The following is a 23809-nucleotide window of genomic DNA, read 5'->3' as shown; positions in this document are numbered from 1 at the left end:
GTATTTTATGAGAGGAAAGGTCCTCCGGGGGAGAATTTGCTTTCCGCGGGCATGTGCTGAGCCTCCTCGAGCTAAAGCTCTCCGGGGTCTCACCGATCATGTTCATCCCGCAGGAGTCTTCATCCCCCCCCTTCGCACCTTGCCAAATCAGAAGCTCAAAACCACTTCAAACATCATCATCTGCGTGATGAGGAATTAGATCACGTGGTTTTCTACCCATTTTCAGGATATAAATACCCTCAATAGCCTGTCAAAAAGGCATTTAATCCCAATGAAGCAGGAGAATTTTTCTCTTCTAGAAAGGTCCGTTTTTCTATTCATATTGGGGTGGTGGGGAAATGGCGAGACTCCCATAGGAGAAGGAACTAGGTGAGGTCCCGCAGGGAGTGAAACGAGCAAGGAAGCTCAGCGTAAAAGGAGCATCGACTAAGGTCGCCACGTCCTGTGGCAACGTCGATCGACCCTACGTCGTGTAGGGCCTAGGAAAGCGAGTTATTTCCCCACCAACCCATTTCCATCTAGAATAACGGGCCCATTTATCTCGAAACTGAGTCTTCAAGTAATGGGAGCTTAACCCTAAGATCAACAGGGAGGTTTAACAGAGTTATGAAAGAAAGCCGCATGGTTCTCCTGTGAACCATGCGGCTTTCATATTTAAGCGTGTTAGACAGCTTGTTGATAAACCCGTTCACCATCAGGGTGAAATTTATAGTAAAGAGGGTAGGCTCTTGTATAACAATACTGGATGACAGGACCGAGAAACAGCATTGGTGCAAGAGTTCCAAGTCCCACTGGTCCTCCAATGAGCAGGGCAAGAGACGTCATGGTTACCGCAACCAGGGTTTGACCCGTTTGGAGGCTCAAGTTAAACCGTGCACTGACTGCTAAGAACAACTGATCAACCGGGGCACGCGGAAACTGAGGAAGAATATAGATAGCCACTCCGAGTCCAATAATAGCTACGCCGGTAAATAGAGCTGCGATTTGCAGAATAAATGGAGCTGTCGATAGATCGACATTTGCGAATACAATTTCAAGCCAAAAGTCAAGAATCAAACTTTCCATAAACACTGGCACTACGGCTCTTACCTCGGGGAGATTCTTCATAAGTTTCGCATTAATAAAAATAATTAGCAGTTGAAAAGCACCGTACCAGAATCCAACCGTGAAACCAAGATGATCAGAAACTCCAATAAAAAAGGATGTCCAAAACCCTGCCCCAAGTGTTGCATTAATTAAAAGGGCGACTCCGAAAAAGTTGACGAGCATTCCGAATAGGTAAACCATGGATCGATAAAGCATGAGGTACTCCTCCCTTCCATATATACTGACGTTAGAGAGATTTCTCTAAAATCGTGACCACATTCTATTAGCGATTATTTAGTGAGTCAATGCACAGAATTTGTTAGATTAAAATTGCGATTTTTCACCATTTTTGAAATAATTCTGCTCTTCTAGAGAGTGTGTGAGCTTTCTTACAAGCACAAAAAAGAACATGCAGCGAAACCAAAGGGATCGCTGCATGTTTTTTATTAAGGCTGAAGAAAAATTGCTTCAAGCGGAGGATCTCCACCAGCTAAGCCAACGGCAACAGCTGTATAGGCCTGGTTAGGATTTAAGGTAACATTTGGTATAGTTAAGGCTGTCTGATTTGTGCCTGCCACGCGGACTTCAAGGTTAGCGGTCGTCGGTGGCAGGTTCAGGTAGCGGGTAGCTTTTCCGAATGGTACATTACGGAAAAGTACATCTCCACCCTGGACTGCAATATCTACGTTCGGAGCGTTTGGCGATAAGTGCCAGAAGCGGACCTTGGCATTTCCAGACGAAATGCTGTCATTATCTGCGACGGCAATCAGCCGCAAGTTGTTCAGTCTGCCGGCAGCAGCTACTGTGTACATATTACCTGCTTCGACGGAGACGTTTTGCGACAAAACCGGTTGATTCGTTTCTCCCGCAGGATAAATATCGATTCGATATTGGCCTGCTGGAACACTTAGATATTCACTTTGCTGCTTATACGTAACGCCTTCAAGAACCTTCTGGCCGTTCACATAAACATCGACGGCGGGAGCATCCGGCGAAGCGTGGAGTACACGGACCTTCGCTTCACTGTTCATTCCCATCATGCCAGAGTTTTCACCACGTTCTTGCATCATGATCCACCGCTGCATGCATTCCAAATGTCTTTGGTAATAATAGATGTGCTTCTGAGGGTCGGAATACTTATAATAATTCGCCAGCATCTCGTACTTTGCAGCATGCCACGCCAATTGATCACAAGGGTCATAATTATACATGGGCAGGCTCCTCTCATAAAATAACTCCCCAAATAAGCTTATTCAAATGATCAGAAATGAGACCCCATTTTTAAAATCTGGCTTTATGACTTAATGAAAAGGGAGATGGATAGATGGAAAATAATAAGGACCCTTTATCATCAGACTAAAAAGCGGAAGGTCTGTACAGACCTTCCGCTTCAAATAGATATTCGTTCTAAATTATTTGACCTATTCAAATGGCCCTGAACGGTTAAAAGATTAAATTACCAGCAGGTTATTTTTAGGTTCTCTTATTTATGATCAGATGCTCGTAGTAATGGCAGCGTACAGCAGCGAAAAGATCCGCCCGATTTAATAATCTCAGAGAATTCTATGGGAATCACTTGGAAACCCTTTGAACGCAGCTCATCGTTCAACCGTTGGTTCTGAGAGAGACTGATAAGTTTTCCCTCCTCAATGGAGAGAACATTCGGTCCCATATGGAACTGCTCTTCACGAGTGACCGGAATTAGATTAAACTGGGATTGAAGCTTATCCAATCCACTATCAGTAAAGGAGGGAGGGTAAACGAGAGCTGTACCTTCACTAATAATATTGAATACACAGTCCAGGTGCAGAATATCATCCTCAAGCTTCAACGGTTCAATCGTATAGGAAGGCAGTCTTTCACGTAAGGTCTCTATAGCCTGGGGTGAGGTACGTCCGCTTATTCCGATCCAGACAGTCTTTCCATCTATCAAAACATCACCGCCCTCGATGGAATCAGGGAACTGTTCCTGAAAAGGGATCGAATATTCATAAAGCCATTCTCTAAGCAGCGAGGTTTCTTCCTGACGGACATGCTCATTCATCGAAGCAACGAAAAGTTGGTCATGAATTACAAAGGCGATATCTCTGGTGAAGACCTGCTCGTGTAAATCAGGGGCAGCAGGAAGTTCAACCACTTCGACTCCATGGTCTTTGAGTACATGGACAAAGGTCTCATGCTGGTCAAGAGCACGGGGAATATCGATGTTTACATCCTCATAATACTTTTGTGTTTCATTTATCACAGTCGTTATTTTCATAAAGGATGGTGTCACAACCAGCACTCTTTTTAAAGCAGAATATTCTGTTCTGCAGTGAATCCTATTGCTCAGTGTGCATTCCTTCATCTTCATAACCTCCATCTTGCGCTTTCATGGTTAATTCCCCGGGTCATCCTTCCTAAAACCTTCAAAAATAAGGAAATTGACTCCTACTATGTAAGAAGCTCAAAGTTATTAGACTTTGAGCTTCTTTTTTTCCGTGCGTACATTTTGAATATTTCACTTAATAATAAACCAGCTTTATGCATTAGCGGTAACGTTTTGATCGTTGACATCAGGATCAAAAGGATTCGTAGAACTTATACCGTTGTTACAGACAATCCAGTTTCCTGTGTTGAGGGCACCTGAGCCCGCATTTGTCTTTGAAGTACTCTTAGGTGAAAGATAGAAGGAATCCCCGAAGTTTACGACCCCGCCGCCGACACTATTTATACTGATGGGACCGACTATGGCCGGCATTCATGATCGCCTCCTTCTTATAATTAGTTCGATTCGACGATATAGTTACAACCTATGCGAAACAATGATCTATTGTTCGTCACTTAAGAGGCGGATGTGTTTTGTTCTGGACACGGCATCAATGTGTTCAATGCCTCCTATCTGCACGATTCCAGCGGTGGAGACCCCGGTAACATGGACATCACTTACATAGATCGCCTGGTTTTGGTAGTTGTAGGAAGGAACAGTAATCGGAGGTAAAGGGCTGGTGGGCTGCAGTGAGAAAATTGGGAAATCTTCAAAGTTGAACGTATCTGAAACAAACTCAGAGCCTTCTTTTTGTACAGCCAGCACTTTGGACCAGGGGGACGCCTGGTACACGTCACCGATTGATATATGAGAGGCGATTAGTCCAGAGGTAATATCGATTTGATCGACGTACACCATGCGGTTATACATTTTCACCATCATCAATGACTTCAGCTTCACCGGTCGCATCTATTGGAACATAGGGGCCAATGATCAGGGATTCCGGCGGTGTATCGAAATAGGATTGTAAGCGAATCGTTTTATTATCTCCGATCAGGAAGACGGAGGAGGAAGAGACCGCCGTTACGCGGATCCGCCCAACGTGGAGACCATAGTTGTGCACGATGTGATTCATGAGGTACCATCTCCTTGAAAAGAATCAAAGTATTGAGCTATGGAATGCCTGATTTCATTTTGGACCTGATTGACGAGACCGGCATCATCCAAGTCCGGATTCTGATTCTTATAGTGTTCTATCCTCTGAGAGAGCTGCTTCCTTACATCGGCAATAATCTGCTCCTTGTGGTGATCCGTGACAGGGATATCGTGATCGCGCGTATATTGATTCATCCACTGGGGAATGTCCGTGTTCATATATTTTTGCAGTTGGTGAAGGACGGGGTCCTGCTGTGGAGGCATCTGACCCTGGTTTGCATAAAAATCACCGATATCCGCTGCATCGCTTCCATTCGGAGTTAGTCCAATTTGCAAAGTTCCTTCCAGAGTATCGATTTTCAGCTGATCAAAATGGTACTCAATTTTTTCAATTACGGTTTTAGGGTGCTCATTCATTTGAAGCTGTTCAATTTTCTGCGTCAATTGATTAATCATCTGTTGTTGTTTTTCCATGTGCTTCATAACCTGCTGGACCCATGCCTGCCATGATTGGTAATTGTTGTTCAAATGAGATCACCCCCCTGGTTTATCTTTATGCACGATAAAATAGACTATGATATGGAAAGTGGAACAAGAGATGGACCTTCTGTTTCCGGAATCTCTACTGTTCCTTCTGCAGGCAGAGCAGCCGGCGCAGCAGTTTTAAAAGCTCCCGTATTATATAGATCAGCTTTGGCTTGAATGACTCCTGAACTGCCGATTTGAACGATCGATGAATTAGCCACAGTGCCAATACGCAGTACATGAATGCAGATAGACTGGTGAACGGTAATGTTCATGAAGCATCCTCCTAGGTATCGTTAATTAAGGATTGGTCAATGACTTCCTGATCATTTACATAGGTGTTGGAGCGGTTAATATCAATTTTTATTCCATTTCCTGTGTTGAATGATCCGCCGCCAGCAAATGTTTTTACCCAGGCCTGTGGGGCCATATTATACACGTCGCCAATGTTGAATATACTGGAACTGGATATGGACGTCACATTTACGGCTCCTACTTTTGCCGGCATCGAAAAACTCCTTTCTTTATTTTATGAAACGCAATTGTCTAAATAACAGAATAAAAGTAAAATAAAGCTATTAGGGGGAATAAACATGAAATCGAAGGCTTCGCCATTAGGTGAATCAGAACGATTAAACTGGATTGATGCTGCACGCGGACTTGCGATTTTAGGTATCTTTATGGTGAATGTGCCAGCCTTTAACGCTCCCTATTTCTTATACGGGGGAGCAGCTCAGGCCTGGGATTCATCACTGAGCCATACCGTACAGGCGGTCATTGATATCTTTTTCCAAGCAAGTTTTTATACATTGTTTTCTTTTATGTTTGGATTTGGCATGCAGATGATGAAGGATCGGCTGGATGAGAAAGATCTTGATTATCGTCCAATTATTTTTAAACGATTGATCGTTTTGATCGGCTTTGGCTTGATCCACGCCTTTTTAATCTGGCATGGAGACATTCTCCTTTCTTATGGGGTACTTGGACTTTCTTTGTTTGCTTTTTTCCATCTAACGAAAACCGGGCTCCTCTTCTTGGCTTATAGTATGCTTGCGTTTCTTGTCCTGCCATTTACTTTTGCCCTCTATTCAATACGCGGCCAGCTGCGGGGAATTGTAGAACAGCAATCAATCAACGAAGCTATAACAAACTACGGGACGGGAAGTTTATTCGATATATGGCAGCAGAATACTTCTGACTGGCTGTATGCCAACCATGTTGCTAATCTGCCATTTTTAGCACTTAGTCTGCTTCCCATGTTTTTATTGGGTTTATATGTGTGCCGCAAGCGCTGGCTCCATGAACCAACGGCTCACCTGGGGAGTATTAAAAAAGTGTGGCTCATGACAGGTGTCCTGTTTCTCATTTTTAAAGCAGGCCCCTATCTTTACGGGAATCCTGAGTGGTTTGGAGTCATGCAGGACAGCGTAGGAGGCACAGCCTCAGCCATATTTTATGTGCTGTCGGTTACGTTATTATTCCGGACAAAAGCTGGGGCAAGGCTTTTACATCCATTGACTTGGGTTGGAAGAATGTCTCTATCCAATTATATTCTTCAATCGCTTGTATGCTTTGTCCTTTTTTATTCGGTTGGGTTTGGTCTTTACGGACAGGTGCCGCCGATTATGAGCGTAATAATTGTAGTGGTGGTTTACACGTTGCAGATCTTCGCAAGTAAAGCATGGCTTAAGAGGTACCGTTATGGTCCGCTTGAATGGCTGTGGAGAACATTAACTTACGGGAGGAAACAACCGTTAAAACGTAAACAGCCAGCTGCTTCTTAAAAAGAGGGGGACACACCATGAAACGTGAAGAGCTCATCAAAGAAAGCAAGGAATGGGTAGAGGAACGCATTATATCTGAAGATCAAAGGGAACAGTTGCTGGAGCGTTATCCTGCCCGGCAGCATAAACCTCTGCTGCTGACGTTTGCGGCCATCTTTATAGGTCTTGGATTTCTAACATTTATCGCTTCCAATTGGTCCGCCATTTCGGATATCTTTCGAATGGCCATTATTATCGGGAGTTTACTTGCCTTCTATATTACAGGTGAGCAAACCTACAGGAAGCATTCTAAACGCTTAGGGGAAAGTCTGATGATCATTGCCCTCATCATATTTGGGGCCGGTATCTTTTTAACTGGGCAAATGTATCATTTTACTTCATTCAGTGCGCTGCCATTCTTTATCTGGTCCATCGCCGCCTTCAGCTTGTACCTCTTGTGTAAAGAAACATCTTTCTTTATAGCTGCGGTTGTTCTTACTACGGTGGGCCAGGTCTACAGTGGCGTCACTTATGGTGAATTTCACATTTGGACTGGATTACTTTTTATCCTTGGTCTAGGGTGGTTTACGGTACGTGGTCGAAGGACGGATTATTCGGTTTGGTTCGGAGCGGGTTACTTGATTCAAAGTCTCGTTTTTGTGCTTAGCAGCGGCTTTCCTTATTACTGGCTGATTAATTTGATCCTATTTCTATATTTATTTGATGAGGCAGCGGCTGGAAAAGGGAAGCTGCGCGTGCTTAAAACGTTCAGTGTCATTTCAGTCTTTTTGCTTCTGGTTTTTCAAGTCTTCTTTCTCGGTGAAGGTTTTGTAGAAGTAGAGACGGATTCTTCCTTCTATTTCTTCATCGTATGGGCCGTCTTTTTCGTAGGAGCTGTTGTCCGTTCCGCGATGAGCTCTACGAATTATTACTGGATTGATCTTTTATTATTCTTGCCGGTCTTTCGCTTTGATTTCGCTGATGGTCTGTCGCTCGGGATCTTGTTTGTCTATTCCTTATTATGGCTAGCATCAGGCTACCAGCAGAGTGTGGCACGCTGGGTAAACAAAGGAACAGCCGCGCTTCTGGCTACTACCTTTATAGCTTATTTCCAGCTCGCATGGGATTTCATGAGCCGCTCTCTTTTCTTTTTTATCGGAGGAATTCTGTTGTTTGCCCTCAGTTTCTTTCTTGAAAGGAAGCGAAGACGCATGAGTAAAGGAGAGGTAACGCCATGAAGCGCATTTGGTTTTATGTCATTGTCTTCTTGCAGGCTGTGTTTCTCATGCTGATGTCCATGTCTTACTATACAATGGACACGTGGGGAGAATCCATCCGGTTAAAAACGGCTCCTGTAGATCCGCGCGACCCTTTTTATGGTGATTATGTAACATTAACGTATGAAGTGGAACAGGTGCCTGAAGGTAAATGGAATGGTTCCGCAGATACAGGGTCTGGAGAAAAAGTTTATTTGCTTCTCGAACCTGGTGAAAATGACCTTTATACACTTGTTCAGGCCTCCGCTGAAAAGCCTGACGCGAGTGGGGAGGAGGTAGTTCTTCCAGCTCGTTACGAGTGGCATGATCCTCAAAGAGGAATATATATGGTGGATATTGGCTTGGACCGGTACTTTATTGAAGAAGGAACGGGACAGCAATATGAACAGAACAGAGAAGATATGATTGTTGAAGTCGTCCTTGCTCCCTGGGGCCAGAAAAAGATTGATTCGGTAACAACCTCAGAATAAACAATGAGCGCTTTTCCTAAATGGAAGAGCGCTTTTTTTAATCAGATATTAGGGTTAAATATGAAGCGTGCCAGGTGAATCTGACCAAAACCCAAAGATTTCAACAAGTCTCCATTAAGTATATGGCTTATTCAAGTATAGGGCCGTTTACTGTAAGACTCGAATTCGAGATATTGAGTTAGAGCGAAGGTCCTGCGGGGGACGATTCGCTTTCCGTGGGCATGTGGTAAGCTTCCTCCCGGGATCTTACCTATCATGTTCATCCCACAGGAGTCTTCATCGTCCCCCTCCGGACCTTGCGATAATTGTGTGTCTCGAACTTCTTTGGAGTAGAGCAATATTACGAGAAAGAGATAACATTCTGAACACATTGGTTTTGTTACGTTACCACGTGAATGACCCTGCTATAGAAGCATTTGAGGCAGATTTACCATGTCTTATTTTTCCTATAGAAGGGTCCGTTCGCCAGATATCGCTGGGTGGGTTGGGAAATGACGAGACTCCCGTGGGAGAAGGAGCTAGGCGAGACCCCACAGGGAGTGATAACGACTGAGGAGGCTTGCCAGTTCCCCCACAGGAAAGCGAGTTATTTCCCAACCCACCCCTAGCCTTCTTTCCATAACGGACCCAATATATCTCGAAACTGAGTCTTCCACAAACGGGAGCTTTACTGTAAGATTGAAAAGGAGATTTAATACAGCTAAGAAAAAAGCCTGCAGAGAAAATTTTCTCTGCAGGCTTTTGGGTTTTATTGACTAAGAACTTCTTTAATTTGCGTAATTGCCCAATCAAGATCCTCTTTTTCAATAATAAGAGGAGGCCCGAAACGAATGACGTTTTCGTGTGTTTCCTTGCAAAGCAGTCCCTTTTCTTTTAAATCTTCACAGTAGCCGCGAGCAGGTTCTGTCATTTCAACACCAATGAACAATCCTTTACCACGAACTTCTTTGATCTTAGGATTATCGATCGACTGCAGTTCTTTCTTCATGTATTCGCCGAGTTCCAGAGAGCGTTCGGCCAGTTTTTCTTCTTCAATAACATTCATTGAAGCGACAGATACAGCGCATGCTAAAGGATTTCCGCCAAAGGTAGAGCCGTGAGAGCCCGGGTTAAATACGCCCAGCACTTCTTTATTCGCGACTACACAGGAAATAGGGAATACTCCGCCTCCTAGTGCTTTGCCGAGAATTAGCATGTCAGGACTTACATCTTCCCAGTCGCAGGCAAACATTTTACCGCTTCGCCCAAGACCTGCCTGGATTTCATCAGCTATGAACAGGACATTGTTTTCCTGACAAACCTCATAAGCTTCTTTCAAAAATCCTTCTGGAGGGATAACAATACCCGCCTCACCCTGGATCGGTTCAAACAGGAATCCAGCTGTATTTTCAGTGATGGCTTCTTTAAGAGCTTCTACATCGCCGTAAGGAATTAATTTGATGCCTGGAAGCATCGGACCGAATCCTCGTTTGTATTCTTCTTCTGAAGAAAGGGATACGGCTGTCATCGTCCTTCCGTGGAAGTTCCCTGTACAGGCGATGATTTCGGCTTGATTGTCTTCCACTTTTTTAACATCGTACGCCCACCGTCTAGCTGCCTTAACAGCAGTTTCGACAGCTTCTGCTCCGGTATTCATCGGAAGAGCCATTTCCTTATTGGTAATTTTACAAATCTTCTCATACCAGGGTCCGAGCTGGTCATTGTGGAAGGCTCGGGAAGTTAAGGTTACAAGATCGGCCTGGTCTTTTAAGGCCTGAATAATTCGTGGATGGCGATGCCCCTGGTTCACTGCAGAGTAAGCGCTTAGCATATCCATATAGCGGTTACCTTCTGGATCCTCTACCCATACACCTTCCGCTTTCGATACAACGATCGGAAGTGGGTGATAGTTCTTGGCACCATATTCTTGTGTTTGATCAATGATTTCTTGACTGTTTACTGACATGATATCCCTCCAATTACATTTCAATCTTTTATTATTATAACAGGTTTAATTTATTATTCTCACCCTCCCAAGGTACTTATTGGTAGGAAATTTTGGCGAACTCGTGCTATTATATCCGTAGATTCATGTTAAAGGAGGAAGAACATTGGCACATCTACATATTACCTCATGGGTAATCGCATTTGCTTTAGTGGGACTTGTTACAACATTTGCCCGGAGCGGAAATGAAAAAGGGGCAAAAATATCCCATATGATTCTGCGGGCGGATTACTTATTGATCCTTTATTCAGGAGGGTCTCTCTTTGCAAGCTACGCTAACTATGGCGGACTGATTATTTTTAAGGTGCTTGTCGGCTTATGGACGATTGCGGCTATGGAAATGGCATGCGTGAAGTATAAGAAAAAGAAACCGGCTGCTGTCTGGTGGGCACAGCTGTTAATAGCAGGAGCCATTGCGATTATTCTAGGCTTTGGATTCCTTGGAGCAGGCATACTTCCTGCTTAATAAAAAAAGCGGCAAGCCTTGTACAGGCTTTGCCGCTTTTTTTGGGGGGATTTTCTACTGTCCTAGAATGAGCTCCGCTACTTGGGGGGGTAACGGCTGATATCCTTTATCAACTATAATGATAATCATTCTCACTTGTGTTGTCAAGCAGAACTTTTTAATAAGCGCGAAGCCTCTTTCATATAGTAAGTTATGATGTGTTTTTTCTGCGTCAGCTTACTCAAAAGGATGGTGAAGCTTAATGTGCGGCATTGTGGGTTGGATTGATGATAAAAATAAAGTGCAGAATAAAGCCCCTCTTTTGGAGCGGATGGCCGATACCATCCGGCACCGCGGTCCAGATGATTATCAAACGTGGCTGGATGGCCCGGCAGCTTTCGGACACCAGCGTCTAATTGTTGTGGACCCAAACGGCGGGAAACAGCCGATGGTTCGGGAGGCGCATGATGAAAAGTATGTGCTCTGCTATAACGGTGAGCTATATAATACGGATGAAGTGCGAGATACATTAAAAGCGAAAGGCTGGTCGTTCCGATCTCATTCGGATACGGAAGTTGTACTTGTCAGCTATATGGAGTGGGGCAGAGAATGCGTAGAGCGATTGAATGGCATCTTCGCTTTCAGTGTTTGGGAGAAAAAGAGAAAACGTCTGTTTTTAGCCAGAGACCGGCTCGGAGTTAAGCCATTGTTTATCCGTCATCAGCCGGATGGTTTGATGTTTGCTTCTGAGATGAAAGCCATCCTTGCGCATCCGGAAGTAGATTCAAGAGTTGGAGCGGAAGGGGTTCAGGAAATCCTGACACTTGGACCTTCGAGAACCCCGGGGCACGGAATTTTTGAAACGCTGCAGGAACTGCGTCCGGGTCACCGGGCCACTTGGGAAAAAGGAAAGCTTTCGATCGAACGCTACTGGAATGTGCAAAGTGCCGAGCATACGGACAATTGGGATGAAACGGTGGCACGCGTCCGGGAATTATTTATTGATGCCTCTGAACGCCAGCTCGTTTCTGATGTAACACTAGGTACCTTTTTATCGGGCGGAGTAGATTCAAGCGCCATTACGGCCGTAGCCGCTGAAAAATACAAGAATGAACAGAAAGGTGCCCTGCAGACTTTTTCGATTGATTATAAAGACCAGGAGAAATTCTTTAAGAAAAGCTCTTTTCAGCCGGATCGCGATGAAGCCTATATTAAGAAAGTCAGCAGTCAGCACCAGACCCGTCATTACGTGATGGAAGCGACCCCCGAAGATTTAATCACGCGGCTGAAACAGGCCGTCACGTTAAGGGATCTGCCAGGGATGGCCGATGTCGATTCATCATTATTGTGGTTCTGTGAAAAAATAAAAAATCATGTAACGGTTGCTCTATCAGGGGAATGTGCCGATGAAATCTTTGGAGGGTATCCCTGGTTTTATAGAAAAGAGGATCAGGAGCGGAAGGGGTTTCCGTGGATCCGCTCCTTAGATGAACGGATGCATTTAGTGAAAACGGATGTCAGTGAGAGCTTGGATATGGAAGCATACATGATGAAACGTTACCAGCAGACAATTGATGAAACACCGGTTCTTAAAGGGGAAGACGAAAAAGCAGTAAAACATAGACAGATGTCTTATTTGAATATGAACTGGTTCATGCAGACGCTGCTTGAGCGCAAGGACCGGATGAGTATGGGGGCAAGTCTTGAGGTCCGTGTGCCTTTCAGCGATCACCGTTTGGTTGAATATGCATGGAATGTTCCGTGGGACATGAAATTTCACGGGAATCAGGAAAAAGGTTTGCTGCGGGAAGCGTTACGCGGGATTCTGCCCGACGAAGTGTTATTCCGTAAGAAAAATCCATATCCAAAAACCTTTCATCCAGCCTACACGAAAGCTGTCTGCGCGTGGATGAATGATATATTGGCCGATGCGAATGCGCCACTATTTGACTTGTTTGACCGCAAGAAAGTCAGGAAGCTGAATGATTCAGAAGGCAAGGCGATTGGAGCCCCGTGGTTTGGTCAATTAATGACAGGTCCCCAGCTAATCGCCCATCTCTGTCAAATTAATTACTGGCTCAAAACCTATCACGTACGTTTGTAAAAAGCTACAAAATCTCAGAGTTGATCTTACAGTAAAACGCACGATACTGGAAGATGTGATTCGAGATATTGTTTATGTGGAAGGTCCTCCGGGAACGATTTCGCTTTCCGGCCCTGAACGACGCAGGGTCGTTCGACGTTGCCACACGATGTGGCGTTCTTAGTCGAACCTCCTCTTTCGTGGTAAGCTTCCTCGGGCTTAACAGCCCTGCGGGATCTTACCGATCATGTTCATCCCACAGGAGTCTACATCGTCCCCCTCCGGACCTTGCCAAATCAGCAATTCGAAACCACTTAAGATACCTTAATGATGCACAAAGAGGGGCATAGGAGCATGAGGCATTTTCATGCTATAAAGATGGGGAATAGGCTGTTATAGAAGCATTTAATACCAGCTCTTATGAAAGGGTCCGTTATTCTACTTGGGCTGGATTGGTGGGGAAATGGCGAGACTCCCATGGGAGAAGGAACTAGGTGAGATCCCGCAGGGAGTGAAACGAGCGAGGAAGCTCACCGTTCCCCCATAGGAAAGTGTTCAAATGTGCAATCACCCCGAAAGACACGACCAGCATAAGCCGAGCATCAAAAGGATGGAGGTTTTTCCGTCCGTTGATGAACGGCTTATGTCTCGAGTGGCTGGGTGATGGAACAAGACGAGTCATTTCCCCACCAATCCTATACCTATTAAGTAACGGACCATGATTTATCTCGAACCCGAGTCTTAAAGTAAACAGCCCGATGGTTGAATAATTCTTTTTTAAAATTTTATACAGACTCAAATTTTACAACCGCATGGCTTGAGCAGCCGTGCGGTTATTTGTGTGGAGATGCCTGTAAATGTGACCATTGTATGTATTATGGTGAATTGATGCCGAGTACAATTGACGGGGAAGGGCCGGAAAGGATAATCTAAGAGAGTTACCTTTATTAGAAAGAAAGGAGAGCGGCCATGAGAAAAGTAATAGCTGGGCTCCTGTTAATTCCGTTATTTCTCTTTTTCGCTTCTCAAGCTGGAGCAGCGGAAACAGAAGAACGTCAATGGCAGGATGAAAGCGTGTACTATATATCGATTGATCGATTTATGAATGGAGATAATTCCAACGACACGGTAGAAGAGGAAGCTTACCACGGCGGTGACCTGGAAGGAATTATTAAGCAGTTGGATTATATTAAGGAAATGGGTTTTACTGCAATTGAGATTTCGCCCATTATGGCTAATCAGGACGAGGGTTACCATGGGCAATGGATTAATGATTTTCAAGCTGTAGATGAACATTTCGGTACTATGGAGAAAGCCGAGGATCTGGTCGAAGCAGCACATGAGCTGGACCTTAAGGTGATGTTTGATTTTGTGGTTTCCCATACAGGCAGCGATCATCCCTGGAGAGAGGACCCGGATAAAAACGATTGGTATTCAGAAGCTGAAACATCCTATCCTGAAGCTTGGAGAGAGAACATGGCCTTACTAAATCTGGACAACCCTCAGGTTCAGGATTACCTTCTTGATACAGCGGAGTTCTGGGTCAAGGAAACAGGAGTAGATGCGTTTCATTTACATAGTGCTGTTCCTTTATCCAGTGAGTTCTATTCGAAGCTGGAAGAACGTGTGCAATCCGTACAAGACGGATTTAATTTGTTTACGGAAAGTGTAAAAGGCGACAACGATTCATCCGTTTCCTTTCAGACAGTAACGCGAGAGACATTTCAATCTTCCGGAACGAGCCTCGAAGACCTATATACGGTTTGGGAAGAAAATGTCGAACATAAAGCGGAACCGTACGAGACGCTTCGTTACATTGATGGACCTTCAACCGGACGCTTTACCCATCTGGCTGTAGAAGAGGGGCAGAACCCCATCACTCGCTGGAAGCTTGCCTTAACGTATCAGTTCACGATTCCAGGCATACCTGCCATGTATTTTGGTACGGAACTTCCCCTGGATGATGGCGGTGATCCGTCGACCATTAAAATGATGAACTTCAAAGCAGGGGACGAGCAGCTGAAACAGCGAATCGATAATTTAACCTCAATGAGAACGCAATTCCCTGCACTTAGACGCGGAGATTACGAAGAAATGTACAACGAAGATGGTCTGGCTATTTTTAAACGAAGCTATAAAGATCAGACGATGATCATTGCGATTAATAATGCGGAGGAAACGAAAGCCGCTGTACTGTCCGGTTTGCAAGACGGGCAGCAGCTGAGAGGTCTTTTGCATGATGGTATGGTACGACAGCAGGAGAATGGGGAATACCGGCTTGGGATGGAAAGAGAAACCGCAGACGTGTTTGTGGTAGAACGAGACGAGGGCTATAACTGGTTGTTTATTGGATTCGTCGGCGGCGTTCTTAGTTTGTTTGTAATTGCCGTAACAGTGATCAGCCTTAAAAATCGGAAAACAGAAAAATCTTAACCTCATCGCTCCTATTTTCCATGTGCAGGAAAATAGGGGCGATTTAATTTAGGATGTTGATTTCTTTCTTCTTCTTCTGATAAACCAAAATAGAAGAATCAGCCCGGCAAAAAGTACGAGAAATGGAGAGTAACCGAGGAGGAATACAACCAGCCAGGAGAAGAATTGCCCGACGTTGTGTATGGAGTTGGAAAATGCCAGCTTGGTTTCTTCCCAGATGCTTGTTGGAGAGGCATTCAGATTGGCTCCGGCTGCTGTTTCTTGAATGGACAACGTAATAGTAGAGAAATCGCTCTGATTCTCTAAATAGTTCATTTTCCCTGTTAATACTTCGATTTCTGATTGAACGCGCTCGAGGTCTTGCGATATCTTAATCAAATCTTCGGTGGCTTCAGCCTGGTCCATAAAGTTAAGCAGCCGCGACTCAATTTTTTCCTTAGCTTGCAGACGAGACTCTAAATCAACGTACTCCTCGGTTACATCGCGTCCGGATATATTTCTTGATAGAACTTCGCTGCTGATCTCCTCGAACCCCGCAAGCAGCGATTCAAAGTTCGGCTGCGGCACGCGGATACGAATATGACCCTGCCGTCTGCCCTGCTCATTTTTGTGAATATTGCTTTCTACCATATAAGCTTCCTGCTGGTCCATTTTTGTCTGAAGCTGCTGGTTAAACTGATCATAATCATTGGTCTCCACGTCCAATTGAGCTTCGTAGACCATCATGCTTTCCTCAGTATTTTGAGCAATACGGGCAGAATCGTTCTCCTCATTGTTTCCCCCTTGGGAAGGAGTTTCTGACAATCCATTGGACTTGCCAGAATCGGGACTGCCTTCATCTGATTGTTCTTCTGAGGTCTCCGCAAGATTATCCTCACTTTGACTGCAGGCTGCAGCAATAGCAAGAACAATCATCATGCTGAGTGCGATTTTGAATATCCTGATTATCATAAAAAAACCCCCTTTTTTAATGTAGTCGTTAAAAAAGGGGAAAGGTTACAAATAGTATTCTCTATTGAGGCGTATCATTTAAGAAAAACAAAGCAATGGTGCCGGGACCTGCATGAGCACCAACGGCAGAGCCGACCATTTCAAAACGGATATCTTCAGTTCCAAACTCGGAGCGGATCATATCCGCCAGCTGCTCAGCGGTTTCCAAGTCATCCCCATGGCTGATGCCGATGCGCTGATGTTTTAAATCCTTGCCGCGTTCCTTCATAAGTTCGATCATTCGTTTCCAGACTTTTTTGGAACCGCGAATTTTTTCAAGAGGTATAAGCTTACCATCTTCCATATGAAGCAGTGGTTTAATTTTAAGCAGGCTGCCGACAAATGCAGAGGCTTTGCTTACGCGCCCGCCGCGATATAAGTATTCCAGGTCCGCTACGGTAAAAACATGCTCCATGTGTGAAGCGTGATACTTTCCAGTTTCTAAAATATCGTCAAATGAATATCCATCTTCCGCAAGTTCAGCCGCTCTCATCGCCACGAGTCCACATCCCAGGGAGGCTGCTTTCGTATCGATTACTTCAAATTTAGCGTGAGGGTATTCGTCTTTAATTTCTTCCTCTACCATTTTTGCGGTTTGATATGTGCCGGATAGTTCCGATGAAAAAGCAAAATAAATAAAAGGCTGGTCCTTTTTCACATAATCAGTGAATGTTTCTCGAAAAGCCTGGGAGGTAACCTGTGATGTTTTGGGGGCATCTCCGTTCCGCATTTTTTCATAAACTTCACGGGGGGAGATGGTTTTTCCGTCTTCATATTCTTCTCCATTAATGGTCACTTTTAAAGGGACCATGGTTAACGAATAGCGTTCCAGAGTTTCAGGGGATAGATCACTGGCTGAATCACACATAATTTGTACGTTCATAAGATCACCTGCCGTTTTTATTCTTTCTTTAAGTTTAGGCATAATAGGAAAGATAGTCAAAGCAATTACTAGAAAACTTACGACGATTAAGGGTATATTTCGACGGAAACTTACACATCTTACTAATCTTTAACTTGATTTTGTCTCGTTACGGTGATAAAAAAGATAATAGACTACTCGTAGGAGGTTGCGGATTGTTCACAGTTGAGCTAAGAAGAATTATTATTGTGTTGTTAGGGGCAGTATTTAATGCTATTTCCCTGAACCTGTTTCTCATCGAAGCGAATGTTTACGCGAGCGGGTTCACCGGGGTTGCGCAGCTGCTTACCAGTATATTTAACGATTTTTTAGGTGTACCAGGAGTTAGTACAGGTCTTATTTTATTCATACTTAATATTCCAGTAGCGATTTTAGGCTGGTATAAAGTAGGGAAAGGTTTCACGGTGTATAGTGCTGTATCAGTAGCCTTCACCACTCTTTTTCTTGAACTAATACCAGTGCAGCAGCTTTCAGGGGATATAATCCTGAATGCCGTATTTGGCGGTGTCATCGGCGGCATGGGGGTTGGAATTACGCTCAAATGGGGTGCTTCAACAGGCGGTTTGGATATCGTCGCCATGGTGCTTTCTCGAATGAAGGACCGCCCGATTGGCATCTATTTCCTTGTGTTGAATAGTGCGATCATCGCGATTGCTGGTTTATTATATAAACCCGAAAACGCGCTGTACACATTATTGACGTTATATGTAACTACTCGTGTAATTGACGCTGTTCATACACGTCATGAAAAGCTTACGGCTATGATTATCACGTCAAAAGCAGCCGATCTGGAAAAAGCGATCCACTCCCAAATGGTTCGTGGTATTACAACCTTACCGGCCAGAGGTGCTTTTACACAGCAGGATAAAAATATGATGGTTATGGTTATTACTCGATATGAATTGTATGACCTGCAGCATATTATCCAGGATGTCGATCCTTCTGCCTTTACCAATATTGTGCAAACGACAGGTATTTTTGGTTTCTTCAGAAAAGATGACAAATAATTTGTAACATTTCTGTAATATGGTCGTCTAATCATGTAAATAGAAAAAAGGAGTGGCGTTATGAAACATATGTTAGCCATCTTAATGGGGATCATGATCATTACCATGACGGCCTGCGGAAATGAAGCAGAATCTGAATCGAAGGAAGCTAATGCAGAAGAACCAGAAACTGAGGAACAAGCAGAGGAAAAAGCGAAAGAGATCGAAGGATTCATTCAATCTTTGAATATGGAAGCGAACGTGGAGACATCAGGGGATACAGCCGAGTTTCAACTGTCTCTTGAAAACACGTCGGACGAGCCTGTAACTCTAGGGTTCACTTCCAGCCAGGAATATGAAATTCAGGTCACGAATACTGAAGGAGAAAGTGTTTATACCTTTTCAGCTGATAAAATGTTCACACAGGAAATGGTCAGTAAAGATCTAGCAGCGGGTGAATCTTTAACAGCTGAAGAAACTTGGACAGGCATTGAAGAACCAGGCGACTATGAGGCAACCGTAACGTACCTGGTGAATACAATCAATGAACAGCCTTTAGAGGCGGAACCTTTTCAAGTAACGAAATCATTTACCATCGAGAGCGTTGAGCAAGAAATAGATAGCAAACAGGAAGAAAAAGAAGCACCAGCTGAAGAATCAGAGGAAGAAACTCCGTTAGAGGCGGATCAAGAAAAAGAAACGAATGAGGAAGCAAAAACAGAAGAGAAGACAGTGAGTGCCGCGGAAGATGGTTTCCGTAATATCGAAGTGAGCGGCAAAGATGGAACGTACACGGTGACAGGGGAAGCCCTTGTTTCAAAAGGTTCATTTACTTACCAGGTTGAAGATGGTCATCATCTCCTAATCGAACCAGAAACAATGAAGGTAGGAAATGATTCCGAATGGGCACCTTTTACCCTGGAACTTTCCATTCCAAGAGAAGATTTACCTGATTTTGGAACGGTCACCCTTACACTTACAGCTAAGTCTGAAGGCACTGAAGATGAAACGAGTAAGAATATTGCCTTAGAAGAAATATCACAGAGTGAACTGGAAACTGAAACGGAAACAACGAAACGAGAGGTTAAGGTTGAGGGCGAAGCTTTCCGCAACGTAACGGTGGCTGGGGAGAATGGTACCTATACCATTGCAGGAGAAGCGCGTGTTCATGAGGGCAGCTTTAACTACACAGTGGAAGATGGCCATTTCGTATTGGTGGAACCTACATCTCTACAAGTAGCCGAGGGAGCACCTGCGTGGTCTTCATTTCAGATAGAGATTGATATTTCTAAGGAAGATCTGCCGGATTACGGCTCCTTGACTTTGACTGTATTTGAAGAAAGTGCCGAAGATGGAAGTCCTGAGCACGTGAATCATTTACTTCTTCAGAAATTTAATTAGAAAAGAGCCGTCACGAGCATCGTGGCGGCTTATTTTGATTAAACTCCTTAAAACTCTATCACTAATTTTTCATATAATGATTATTCAACTAAAGGGCCGTATACTTTAAGACTCAGTTTCGAGATATTTTGTAGAGATAGGGGCTCCAGGGAACGACTCGCTTTCCGCGGGCATGTGGTGAGCTTCCTCAGGCTTCGCCTTCCGGGATCTCACCGATCATGTTCATCCCGCAGGAGTCTTCGCCGTTCCCTTCCGCCCCTTTGCGATCATTGAGAGCTCAAAATTGTCTGCATAAACGCCTTCCAATGAACAAGGATCATCTATGATTCACATTGGTCTTTACGTGTGTTTAGCTGTAGAAACCCTGTTATATAAGCATTGGAAGCAGATGTGGCATGGCTTCTATCTCCTATAGCAGGGTCCGTTCACAAGAAATGGCTGGGTTGGTGGGGAAATAGCGAGACTCCCATGGGAGAAGGAACTAGGTGAGATCCCGCAGGGAGTGTAACGAGCGAGGAAGCTCACCGTTCCCCCATAGGAAAGCGAGTTATTTCCCCACCAGCCCTCTTCCAAATATAGTAACGGTCCCCATTTATCTCGAAACTGAGTCTTCCAGTAACGGGAGCTTATCTTTAACATTCAATGATTTAATTAGCCTCTCATTTGATGTAGAGGGCGGCTTGAGCTAATGGATCGCAGGGACCTATTCGACAGGGCCACGGCAGATCTCATCTCAAGCGTCCTCAATAAAAAAGTCCGCCACAATTTTATGTGGCGGACTTTTTAAAAAGCTATTAATACCCGTATTCAGCTAACAAACCTTCGACTTTAGGAGTCAATGATTCCCATTCAGCATTCGGCAATTTATTTACGGTAATAAAATTCTGGAAGCCGAACACGTTATCTACTCCATCAAAATTCATAAGATCGTTTAAAATTTTATGGTCACTTGTCTGTCCAGGCATAACAGATACACTGCCATCCCCTTGGAAAATCATTGAATCAGTCGTGAATTTACGAGCATTCGGATTTGGTGTTTCTTCTACTTTTACTGCCATTTCGCATCCTCCTCTATAACATCTTTACCTATTTTATCAGATATTCTTCAAACTCTAAACTCAAAGCTAATATTCCATTAATTTCATGAAAACTGTGTTACAATGAAAACACTTTTTAGGAGGTGTTTTATGGAAACGCGGCTCATTGACGTGTTGCAGCCCATTAAAGATAACGATTATCAACTGCCTGAAAATCAAAGTCTGCAGGAGTTAACGACGATGATGCTCCAGAAGATCGGTTCGGTTCATCCTGTACTGAGGGACGATCTGATCCATACCATTTTTACCACCTTTATTGCACGTGGGCACTATAGTCACGAACAATTAAAAAATATATTACAGTCCATTTTAAATAAAAACTACCTCTTTTACAGAATCGGTACATCTAAAAAAGAGGAAGATGCGGTGTTCAAACGAAGTTTTTCTGTGTTATTAATTCCTCCCATCATAGAAAAGCATCGGAAGACCCCATTTTTAAAAGAAGCAGAGGTCCACAGGGTTTGGCAAAACCTCAAAAAGTATATGCAGCAGGAATCGGATCACCGGGGATACGTAAAAGGGAAGGGCTGGGCGCATGCGATGGCCCATGCGGGCGATGCTCTCTATCATGTGGCTTCCTGTGATGAAATTACAAAAACGGAAATCCAAGAGATGCTGCCGATTATTCAAGCCCAGTTTCTGATTGATCACCCCTATTTATTTGACGAAGAAGAACGGATGGTTACTGCGGTAATGGTGATGTTTAAAAAAATCCAGCCTCAGGAGCGTGTCGAATGGCTGGAAACGCTTCTGTATGTACGAGAGAGCTGGCAGGACCCTAGGGAAGACATTATTATAAACAACAGCAAGCACTTCTTGAGAGCCCTTTATTTCCGTATGCTGGAAGGGGATCATCGGGAGCTTCGACAGGTTTTAGAAAACCTGCTCCGGGAACTTAGAAAACAAGAAGCGTATTAACGGATGTGGGGGAAGATGAATGATTCGCTGGGGATTTTGGATTGGTACGACTTCCGGACTCGTACTTGGTTTTTATATGTGGCTTGTCGAGTTAGTAACGGGTGAAAAAGTATATACCTTGCTTATGAATGTTGATTTTATTCCTGTGATTGGAAGTATTGAATGGCCGGTTGTCATTGAATGGCTCTTTCATTTAATTATTTCCTGGATCATTGGAGTGCTGTATGTTTATGCGTTTAGGCGCGTGCTGAAGGACACCAGTCGTAATCGCTGGTCGTTAGCTTTGATTTTAAGTGCCTTTGCGGCTACCAGTTATGTACCGCTTACGCTGCTTGCCATCAAGGAAACTCCGGCGTTAACGGATGGTGCTGCTATTTTTTATTGGCTAATCGGTCATGTGCTGTATGCTGTAGTTTTAAAAATGTCCTATCATCGTTCTTGATCCTTTTTAGAGCCCGGGAAATGAAGTTTCCGGGCTTTTTTCTATGAGTGAGGACTGATGAACCCTCGCTGAAGGTACATACCAGGAGCAGACGGAACTGAAGGAAATGTGAGAGGAGTAACGGCGCATGATCGATCAAGCGAAATGCCTGATTTTTGACATGGATGGCACCCTGAGGATACGGATCACTTCGAATACTACGCTCAGCTTCTGGAGCAGCGGGTATCGGCGCGTAATCGGCCTCACGTGAAACGGGAATATCGTAACGTTCTCAATGGGCGCCATCCTTTGCAAATTGGAAAGGTTTATGATCTCATAGAAGACGTGATTATAACTGTCGATCCCTTTTCTAATGAAGCGCAAAAGGTTGAAACATGGACGGGTGAGGTGTGGTCAAAAAGCCGCATGGAAAAAACATATCCTGAGCCGCTCACGTATGACTTTGAAAGACTTATTGCACTGGGAGACGGATGGTGGCTTCCTTATTCAATCGCGAGGCATTATGGGGTTTCAGGAGAACAAGCACGGGCATGTTATGACCAAACGAAAGATTATATGGTGTCTGAGCAGTTTTCGCTTACTAAAACTCAAGGTCTTAGAGAATCTTTACTTAAATGGAGGATAGAGAAGCGGTTGATTTTAATCACAAATAGTGAAGCTCACGATGTGGATCATATTTTAAATCGTATTGATTTGCGAGGTATTTTTCACGAACAGATTACTTCGTCTGAGAAACCGCACCGTACGATTGAACTGTTTCGAACCATTTTAAGAAACGTTGAATACTCGGCAGGTTCTATAGTATCAATAGGTGATAATTTCATGAATGAGATTGCACCAGCTCTTGAACTTGGGATGAAAGCCGTATGGATCCATCCAACTGAGTCTGAAATAAATCATAAGGATTTAAAAATCGTGAAAAGTTTAGAGGAGTGTACGGGCACATAAAAAAGATACAGCCATTCATCCATTGAAGCACGATTCAAAAGGAAGAATGGCTGTATCAAATTCAGAAAAAATTAGGGGGTACTTATAACATACCCCAATTTTTATGATTATAACTCCTGCTAAGGGCGGAGTTTTTAACATTTAAAGGGGGTAAAAAAGACCAGCCTGGAAATCCAGACTGGTCTTCATATGGTCTATCGCAAACTTTGATGGTGGTTCTCAAGCTGTTGTTCCAACTGCTGTAGCTCTTGTTTCTCTTGTTGAGAACATTGGCTATATGCAGATTGAATCGCTTGTTTAGCCGCTTGCATGTCTTCCTGGCTCATCTGTTGGTTACCATTGCCATCACGGTTTTGTGTGAAACGGTTAACGGCTTCACGTGCATTTTCAAAAAGGTTTCTGCCCATCATTTAAAACCCTCCTACCGTATGCTGATCAGATTCGATTTCTTTTCGTTTAGCGTCTGAAAGCCTTTTAGGCTCCATCTTGCTTTCGTCAAACTGACGAACTTCTGTCCAGCGTTCTTCGTTGCGATCTTTCTGTTTTTGCTGTTCCATGACAAGCCCTCCTGTCATAAAAAAAGCCTGAACGTTTTTCACGTTCAAGCTTAGTATGGAGAATTGCCTGTAATCTAAC

26 protein-coding genes are annotated in these 23809 nt (G+C 44.0%); 11 read left to right on the top strand and 15 right to left on the bottom strand.

The window, feature by feature from the left end; genetic code table 11:
• Window positions 1-663: 663 nt before the first annotated feature.
• From ACTWPM_RS15295 to ACTWPM_RS15255, 9 genes are all read right to left on the bottom strand, one after another.
• Window positions 664-1302, bottom strand: coding sequence for a YczE/YyaS/YitT family protein (locus ACTWPM_RS15295; protein WP_443133895.1), 639 nt, complete (start codon window positions 1300-1302; stop codon window positions 664-666).
• A gap of 230 nt (window positions 1303-1532) precedes the next feature.
• On the bottom strand, window positions 1533-2297 hold the full coding sequence (locus ACTWPM_RS15290) for a DUF4397 domain-containing protein (RefSeq protein WP_443133894.1): 765 nt from the start codon (window positions 2295-2297) through the stop codon (window positions 1533-1535).
• Window positions 2298-2569: 272 nt separating this feature from the next.
• Entirely contained in the window at window positions 2570-3433 is an 864-nt protein-coding gene (locus ACTWPM_RS15285) for a dimethylarginine dimethylaminohydrolase family protein (protein WP_443133893.1), read from the bottom strand.
• A 174-nt stretch (window positions 3434-3607) separates the two neighbouring features.
• Window positions 3608-3826: a spore germination protein gene (locus tag ACTWPM_RS15280; RefSeq protein WP_014642510.1), complete on the bottom strand. Its 219-nt coding sequence runs from the start codon at window positions 3824-3826 to the stop codon at window positions 3608-3610.
• 69 nt (window positions 3827-3895) lie between these two features.
• Entirely contained in the window at window positions 3896-4276 is a 381-nt protein-coding gene (locus ACTWPM_RS15275) for a spore germination protein GerPE (protein WP_443133892.1), read from the bottom strand.
• On the bottom strand, window positions 4257-4469 hold the full coding sequence (locus ACTWPM_RS15270) for a spore gernimation protein GerPD (protein ID WP_443133891.1): 213 nt from the start codon (window positions 4467-4469) through the stop codon (window positions 4257-4259). Before ACTWPM_RS15270 ends, ACTWPM_RS15275 begins: the two co-directional genes overlap by 20 nt.
• Window positions 4466-5017 (bottom strand): spore germination protein GerPC, encoded by a 552-nt coding sequence (gerPC, locus tag ACTWPM_RS15265; RefSeq protein WP_443133890.1) that lies wholly within the window; start codon window positions 5015-5017, stop codon window positions 4466-4468. The genes ACTWPM_RS15270 and gerPC overlap by 4 nt, the downstream gene beginning before the upstream one ends.
• A 44-nt stretch (window positions 5018-5061) precedes the next feature.
• Complete coding sequence (locus tag ACTWPM_RS15260) at window positions 5062-5289, bottom strand: spore germination protein GerPB (RefSeq protein WP_443133889.1); 228 nt, start codon at window positions 5287-5289, stop codon at window positions 5062-5064.
• An 11-nt stretch (window positions 5290-5300) separates the two neighbouring features.
• Complete coding sequence (locus ACTWPM_RS15255) at window positions 5301-5522, bottom strand: spore germination protein (protein WP_443133888.1); 222 nt, start codon at window positions 5520-5522, stop codon at window positions 5301-5303.
• An 85-nt stretch (window positions 5523-5607) separates the two neighbouring features.
• On the opposite strand from ACTWPM_RS15255, the gene ACTWPM_RS15250 reads away from it, so the two are divergent.
• Genes ACTWPM_RS15250 through ACTWPM_RS15240 form a run of 3 tightly spaced genes read left to right on the top strand, consistent with a single transcriptional unit; the run spans window position 5608 to window position 8524 of the window.
• Window positions 5608-6798 carry a DUF418 domain-containing protein gene (locus tag ACTWPM_RS15250; protein ID WP_443133887.1) on the top strand — a complete coding sequence of 397 codons (1191 nt, stop codon included), beginning with the start codon at window positions 5608-5610 and terminating at the stop codon, window positions 6796-6798.
• 17 nt (window positions 6799-6815) lie between these two features.
• Complete coding sequence (locus tag ACTWPM_RS15245) at window positions 6816-8015, top strand: DUF2157 domain-containing protein (RefSeq protein WP_443133886.1); 1200 nt, start codon at window positions 6816-6818, stop codon at window positions 8013-8015.
• Window positions 8012-8524, top strand: coding sequence for a GDYXXLXY domain-containing protein (locus ACTWPM_RS15240; RefSeq protein ID WP_443133885.1), 513 nt, complete (start codon window positions 8012-8014; stop codon window positions 8522-8524). The genes ACTWPM_RS15245 and ACTWPM_RS15240 overlap by 4 nt, the downstream gene beginning before the upstream one ends.
• 748 nt (window positions 8525-9272) lie before the next feature.
• Here ACTWPM_RS15240 and ACTWPM_RS15235 read toward each other — a convergent pair.
• Complete coding sequence (locus ACTWPM_RS15235) at window positions 9273-10469, bottom strand: ornithine--oxo-acid transaminase (RefSeq protein WP_443133884.1); 1197 nt, start codon at window positions 10467-10469, stop codon at window positions 9273-9275.
• Between the two features lie 145 nt (window positions 10470-10614).
• Here ACTWPM_RS15235 and ACTWPM_RS15230 point away from each other — a divergent pair, with 145 nt between their 5' ends.
• From ACTWPM_RS15230 to ACTWPM_RS15220, 3 genes are all read left to right on the top strand, one after another.
• The gene (locus ACTWPM_RS15230) at window positions 10615-10974 is read left to right on the top strand and encodes a YisL family protein (RefSeq protein WP_443133883.1); all 360 of its coding nucleotides are present in this window, start codon (window positions 10615-10617) and stop codon (window positions 10972-10974) included.
• A gap of 241 nt (window positions 10975-11215) precedes the next feature.
• Window positions 11216-13057, top strand: coding sequence for an asparagine synthase (glutamine-hydrolyzing) (asnB, locus tag ACTWPM_RS15225; protein ID WP_443133882.1), 1842 nt, complete (start codon window positions 11216-11218; stop codon window positions 13055-13057).
• 948 nt (window positions 13058-14005) lie between these two features.
• Entirely contained in the window at window positions 14006-15469 is a 1464-nt protein-coding gene (locus tag ACTWPM_RS15220; protein ID WP_443133881.1) for an alpha-amylase family glycosyl hydrolase, read from the top strand.
• A gap of 48 nt (window positions 15470-15517) precedes the next feature.
• Here ACTWPM_RS15220 and ACTWPM_RS15215 read toward each other — a convergent pair whose 3' ends face one another.
• Both ACTWPM_RS15215 and ACTWPM_RS15210 read right to left on the bottom strand, forming a co-directional pair.
• Window positions 15518-16420, bottom strand: coding sequence for a DUF4349 domain-containing protein (locus ACTWPM_RS15215; RefSeq protein ID WP_443133880.1), 903 nt, complete (start codon window positions 16418-16420; stop codon window positions 15518-15520).
• A gap of 61 nt (window positions 16421-16481) precedes the next feature.
• A complete protein-coding gene (locus tag ACTWPM_RS15210) occupies window positions 16482-17342 on the bottom strand; it encodes a DegV family protein (protein ID WP_443133879.1) in 861 nt (286 codons plus the stop codon).
• A gap of 194 nt (window positions 17343-17536) precedes the next feature.
• Here ACTWPM_RS15210 and ACTWPM_RS15205 point away from each other — a divergent pair, with 194 nt between their 5' ends.
• Window positions 17537-18388, top strand: a complete 852-nt coding sequence (locus ACTWPM_RS15205; protein WP_443133878.1) for a YitT family protein — start codon at window positions 17537-17539, stop codon at window positions 18386-18388.
• Window positions 18389-18448: 60 nt separating this feature from the next.
• Window positions 18449-19768: a BsuPI-related putative proteinase inhibitor gene (locus ACTWPM_RS15200; RefSeq protein ID WP_443133877.1), complete on the top strand. Its 1320-nt coding sequence runs from the start codon at window positions 18449-18451 to the stop codon at window positions 19766-19768.
• A gap of 794 nt (window positions 19769-20562) precedes the next feature.
• On the opposite strand, the gene ACTWPM_RS15195 is transcribed toward ACTWPM_RS15200, so the two are convergent.
• Window positions 20563-20826, bottom strand: coding sequence for a NifU N-terminal domain-containing protein (locus tag ACTWPM_RS15195; protein ID WP_443133876.1), 264 nt, complete (start codon window positions 20824-20826; stop codon window positions 20563-20565).
• A gap of 129 nt (window positions 20827-20955) precedes the next feature.
• Between ACTWPM_RS15195 and ACTWPM_RS15190 the strand changes: the two genes are divergently transcribed.
• The 3 genes from ACTWPM_RS15190 to ACTWPM_RS15180 all read left to right on the top strand — a co-directional run bounded on the left by ACTWPM_RS15190 (window position 20956) and on the right by ACTWPM_RS15180 (window position 23173).
• Window positions 20956-21783, top strand: a complete 828-nt coding sequence (locus tag ACTWPM_RS15190; protein WP_443133875.1) for a DUF2785 domain-containing protein — start codon at window positions 20956-20958, stop codon at window positions 21781-21783.
• A 19-nt stretch (window positions 21784-21802) separates the two neighbouring features.
• Window positions 21803-22225, top strand: a complete 423-nt coding sequence (locus tag ACTWPM_RS15185) for a hypothetical protein (protein WP_443133874.1) — start codon at window positions 21803-21805, stop codon at window positions 22223-22225.
• Window positions 22226-22513: 288 nt separating this feature from the next.
• The gene (locus ACTWPM_RS15180) at window positions 22514-23173 is read left to right on the top strand and encodes an HAD family hydrolase (RefSeq protein ID WP_443133873.1); all 660 of its coding nucleotides are present in this window, start codon (window positions 22514-22516) and stop codon (window positions 23171-23173) included.
• A gap of 194 nt (window positions 23174-23367) precedes the next feature.
• On the opposite strand, the gene ACTWPM_RS15175 is transcribed toward ACTWPM_RS15180, so the two are convergent.
• Both ACTWPM_RS15175 and ACTWPM_RS15170 read right to left on the bottom strand, forming a co-directional pair.
• Complete coding sequence (locus tag ACTWPM_RS15175; RefSeq protein WP_443133872.1) at window positions 23368-23583, bottom strand: DUF3813 domain-containing protein; 216 nt, start codon at window positions 23581-23583, stop codon at window positions 23368-23370.
• The gene (locus ACTWPM_RS15170) at window positions 23584-23730 is read right to left on the bottom strand and encodes a hypothetical protein (protein ID WP_014642533.1); all 147 of its coding nucleotides are present in this window, start codon (window positions 23728-23730) and stop codon (window positions 23584-23586) included.
• Window positions 23731-23809 lie beyond the last annotated feature (79 nt).

The sequence above is a fragment of the Halobacillus sp. K22 genome (assembly GCF_052246795.1).
In the GTDB taxonomy this organism is placed as follows: domain Bacteria; phylum Bacillota; class Bacilli; order Bacillales; family Halobacillaceae; genus Halobacillus.
The sequence above is the reverse complement of the archived record's forward strand: the minus strand, read 5'-3'. Positions and strand labels throughout refer to the sequence as shown.